The organism is Brooklawnia sp. (assembly GCF_049651565.1).
GTDB lineage: Bacteria > Actinomycetota > Actinomycetes > Propionibacteriales > Propionibacteriaceae > Brooklawnia.
On sequence record NZ_JBASCI010000256.1, the window covers coordinates 1 to 5,137 of the forward strand.

Consider the following 5,137-nt stretch of genomic DNA (forward strand, 5'->3'; position numbering starts at 1 on the left):
GGGCAGACCTGCTGCGCCAGGCCGCCCGCCGGATGGAGGACCGCCGCGGCGAACTGATCACGGTGATGGCCGCCGAGGGCGGCAAGACCGTCGCCGAGGCCGACCCCGAGGTCAGCGAGGCGATCGACTTCGCCCGCTATTACGCCGACCGGGCCGAAGACCTGGAACGCGTGCCCGGCGCGAAGTTCACTCCCGACCGGGTGGTGCTGGTGACCCCGCCGTGGAACTTCCCGGTGGCCATCCCGATGGGTTCGGTGCTGTCGGCGCTGGCCGCCGGCGCCGCGGTGATCATCAAGCCCGCCCATCCCACCCCCGGGTGCGTCGAGGTGGCGTCGGAAGCTCTGTACGAGGCGGGCATCCCGCGCGAGGTGCTGCAGGTGGTGCGCAGCGGCAACCGGGACGCAGCCAGGGCGCTGGTCGCCCACCGCGACATCGAAACCGTGATCCTGACCGGATCGACCGAAACCGGCGCCATGTTCGCCGGCTGGCGGCTCGACCACCCGCGTGGCCCGCGGGTTTACGGCGAGACCTCCGGCAAGAACGCCCTGATCGTCACCCCGGCCGCCGACCTCGACCTGGCGGTCGCCGACCTGGTCAAAAGCGCCTTCGGGCACGCCGGCCAGAAGTGTTCTGCGGCGTCCCTGGGCATCCTGGTCGGCTCGGTCGCCACCTCGGAACGGTTCCAGCGGCAATTGGTGGACGCGGTCAGCTCCCTCAAGGTGGGCTACCCGAACGACCTGCAGGTGACGATGGGCCCGATCATCGAACCGGCCGAGGGCAAGCTACTGCGCGCCTTCACCAAGCTCGATCCGGGCGAGAAGTGGCTGGTCGAACCCCGGCAACTCGACGACACCGGCCGACTGTGGTCGCCCGGCCTCAAGACCGGCGTCAAGCCCGGCTCGTTCTTCCACCTGACCGAAGTCTTCGGCCCGGTGCTCGGGCTGATGCGGGCCAAGGACCTCGACGAGGCGCTCGAGCTGCAGAACGCCACCGCCTTCGGGCTGACCGGCGGGCTGCACAGCCTGGACTCCGACGAGATCGCCCAGTGGACCGAGCAGGTGCAGGTCGGCAACGCCTACATCAACCGGCACATCACCGGCGCGATCGTGCGGCGGCAGAGCTTCGGCGGCTGGAAGGACTCGGTGCTCGGCCCGGGCGCCAAGGCCGGCGGCCCCAACTACGTCGCCCAGTTCGGGCAGTGGGCCTCCGACGGCCCGGTCGAACGGGGCAACTCGCCACTCCCGCGGGTCTCGACGCTGCACAACGTGCTGGCGCCGCTGGTCGACAACGACGACGAGCGGGCCTGGCTGCTGGCCGCCGCCCGGTCCGACTCCGGCTACTGGAAGAGTGAGTTCGGCGTCGAGCACGACGAGAGCGCGCTGCGGGTCGAGTCGAACGTCTTCCGCTACCGGCCGGCGCCGCAGGTGGTGGTGCGAGCCGAACGGGACGCCCGGCCGGCCCACGTCGTCCGGTTGCTGCTGGCCGCCGAACTGGCCGGCACCGAGGTGGCACTAAGCGTGGCCCCCGAGTTCGCTGGCGCGCTGCCGTCCGGCTACACCGGTGAGCTCGACCAGGCCCGCCGGCAGCTGGAGTCGATCTGGCGGGTCGAGTCGTCGGCTGAACTGGCCGGCCGGCTGACCGACGAACGCGTCCGGGTGGTTGGTGACCCGGCCGAGCTGATCAAGGTCTTCGGGGCCACCAAGGCGACCCTGCTCACCGGTGAGGTGCTGGCCACCGGACGCCGCGAGCTGCTGCCGTTCCTTCGTGAGCAGGCGGTCAGCAAGACGCTGCACCGCTTCGGCCACGTGCCACCGGAACGCTGATCGGGCCGCTCGTCCCCCGCTCCAAGGCGGGGGACCGCCCGCTAGATTGGTGCCATCACCACCAGCGAAGGGGGCGCGTCCATGGCCAAGATCAAGGTAGCCGGCACAGTCGTCGAACTCGATGGCGACGAGATGACGAGGGTCATCTGGTCGTTCATCAAGGACCGGCTGATACTGCCTTATCTTGACGTGAATCTGGAGTACTACGACCTCGGCATCCGCAACCGGGACGCCACCGACGACCAGGTCACCGTGGACGCCGCCCAGGCCATCCGCAAACACGGGGTCGGCGTCAAGTGCGCCACCATCACCCCTGATGAGGCTCGGGTGGAGGAGTTCGGGCTGAAGAAGATGTGGCGCTCGCCGAACGGCACGATCCGCAACATCCTGGGCGGGGTGATCTTCCGCGAGCCGATCGTAATCAGCAACATTCCGCGGCTGGTGCCCGGCTGGACCAAGCCGATCGTGGTCGGCCGTCATGCCTTCGGCGACCAGTACCGGGCTACCGACTTCAAGGTGCCGGGCGCTGGCACGGTCACCCTGACCTTCACCCCGGAGGACGGCTCGCAGCCGATGGAGTTCGAGGTGGTGAAGATGCCCGAGGGCGGCGGGGTCGCCATGGGCATGTACAACTTCAACGACTCGATCCGCGACTTCGCCCGGGCGTCGATGAGCTACGGCCTGCAGCGCGGCTACCCGGTCTACCTGTCTACCAAGAACACCATCCTCAAGGCCTACGACGGGCAGTTCAAGGACATCTTCGCCGAGGTCTACGAGGGTGAGTTCCGGGCCAGGTTCGAGGAGGCCGGGCTGACCTACGAGCACCGGCTTATCGACGACATGGTCGCCGCGGCCCTGAAGTGGGAGGGCGGCTACGTCTGGGCCTGCAAGAACTACGACGGCGACGTGCAGTCCGACACCGTGGCACAGGGCTTCGGCTCGCTCGGCCTGATGACCTCGGTGCTGATGACCCCCGACGGCCGCACCATCGAGGCCGAGGCCGCCCACGGCACCGTCACCCGGCACTACCGGCTGCACCAGCAGGGCCAGGCCACCTCCACCAACCCGATCGCGTCCATCTTCGCGTGGACCGGCGGGCTCAAGCACCGCGGCAAGATGGACGGCACTCCCGACGTCACCGTCTTCGCCCGCACCCTGGAGAACGTCTGCATCAGCACCGTCGAGGCGGGCAGGATGACCAAGGACCTCGCCCAGCTGGTCGGCCCCGACCAGGAGTGGTTGACCACCGAGGAGTTCCTGGCCGCACTGGACGAGGAACTGGTCCGCCGCCTCGGCTGACGGATCGGCCGGCGGCTGGGCGCTGCGTGCCGGCTCGTGAGTTCACGTCGGCGCCCGGGCCGCTGGTTAGGATGGCTGGGTGGTGAGTGCCCATGTCTAGCCTCGGCGTGTCGATCCTGGTCATCTTCGTCCTGTTCTTCATCGGCGGGCTGTTCGCCGCTGCAGAGATGTCCCTGGTCACGTTGCGCGACAGCCAGGTTCAGCAGCTGCGTACCAAGGGCAAGCGGGGCAAGGCGCTGGTGTCGCTGCTGGACAACCCGAACAAGTTCCTGTCCTCGGTGCAGATCGGCGTCACGCTGGCCGGCTTCCTGTCGTCCGCCTTCGGTAGCGACTCACTGGCCGGTAACTACCTGGCGCCCTGGCTGGTCGAGCGTGGCATGGCGCCCGGGGTGGCCAGCGTCACCGCGGTGATCGTGGTGACCGCGATCATCTCGTTCCTGTCGATCGTGCTCAGCGAGCTGACCGCGAAACGGCTGGCAATGCAGAGCCCCGAGGAGTTCGCGCTGGCGTTGGCGCCGATGATCAACACGATCGCCAAGCTGGCCACCCCGCTGATCTGGCTGCTCGACAAGTGCACCAACATCATGGTGCGCATCCTCGGCGGCGACCCGGGTGCCGGCAAGGAAGCCGTCACCGAGGACGAGCTGCGCTCGATGGTCGCCAGCGCCGAGATGCTGGGCATCGAGGAACGCCGGATCGTGGACGACGTCTTCGACGCCGGCGACCGCAGCCTGCGCGAGGTGATGGTGCCACGCACCGAGGTCGACTTCCTCGACGGCGAACTGCCGGCCTACCGGGCGATCCGCATCGTGCAGGACGCCCAGCGCTCCCGCTACCCGGTCACCGACGGCTCACCTGACCAGATCGTCGGCTTCCTGCACGTGCGCGACCTGATGAACCTGGACACCCAGACCCGGCACACCCCGGTCAAGCAGTTGGCGCGTCCGGTGTTGAGCCTGCCGCAGACGGTGAAGGTGTTGAAGGCGCTCACCGAGATGCGGCGGGCGTCGTCCCACCTGGCGATCGTGCGGGACGAGTACGGCGGCACCGCTGGCATCGTCACCCTGGAAGACCTCATCGAGGAACTGATCGGCGACATCACCGACGAGTTCGATGTGGTCGACCCGATCGAGCAGCTGCACCAGCAGGTGCACGACTTCGAGGGCCTGATCTCGCTGGAGGACTTCGCCGACCGCACCGGCTACGTCGTCCCCGAAGGCCCCTACGACACCCTGGCCGGCTTCTTCATGTCGCAGCTCGGACGCGTCCCCCAACTGGACGACGTCATCGAGGTCGAACTCGAGCCGGCCACCCCGGGCGAGGACGGCGAGGCAACCTGGGCGCGGGTGTCGATGCGGGTTTCCGAGATGGACGGCCGGCGCATCGCCTGGGTCGACATCACCCGACTGGAGCCCGTCGAGGGACCGGGCATGCGCGCTCGTCCGGTCGACGACAACGAGCGCGCCCGCCGCGAGGACGAAATTGTGCGCCGTCGGCTGGCCGAGGCGTCCCACGCCGCCGATGACGCCGAGCACGCAGCTAGGCTTCTGAGGGACGAACCACGCGGTGCGGAGTCGTAATGTTGGGTTGGCACCAGCCACAAGCACAGTGCCGGCGCCGTCCAGACCGTGCCTCTCGGGTTCACCAGCCTCCACCTGAGCGCCGGTCGACAGTGTATCGGCGACATCCCTAAGAATGCCAATTGTTAACGGGTCGCGCTTCTGAGATGCCCCTATATCTCGCGAAAAGCGCGCCAAGACCTTGCTGGGGATGTAGATTGCTGGCTCATCACATTTGAGGGTGTAGAGGCGGGGTGATCTGGGCGGCGCGTCGGTCCGCCGTTGAGGGTCGAGGCCTCCCGAAGATGGAAGTTCTCACACTCACCATTCGGAAGACCTCGACGTGCCTCACGCTACCTTCACGCGCCCTGACCTGACCACGTTCACCCGCCTCGACGAGCTCGGCCTGGAGGTCGTCGGCCAACAGATCGAGCCGAAGCGGGCCGTGTTGGCCTG

The 5,137-nt window shown here is 68.1% G+C and carries 3 protein-coding genes; all 3 read left to right on the forward strand.

The features are described from left to right. Nucleotides 1-1,823, forward strand: a 1,823-nt coding sequence (locus WBL05_RS12345) for an aldehyde dehydrogenase family protein (protein ID WP_424226301.1), incomplete at its 5' end; no start/stop codon positions are given. 81 nt (nucleotides 1,824-1,904) lie between these two features. Next, complete coding sequence (locus WBL05_RS12350; RefSeq protein WP_424226302.1) at nucleotides 1,905-3,122, forward strand: NADP-dependent isocitrate dehydrogenase; 1,218 nt, start codon at nucleotides 1,905-1,907, stop codon at nucleotides 3,120-3,122. 92 nt (nucleotides 3,123-3,214) lie between these two features. Further along, nucleotides 3,215-4,702, forward strand: coding sequence for a hemolysin family protein (locus WBL05_RS12355; protein WP_424226303.1), 1,488 nt, complete (start codon nucleotides 3,215-3,217; stop codon nucleotides 4,700-4,702). Nucleotides 4,703-5,137: the final 435 nt, after the last annotated feature.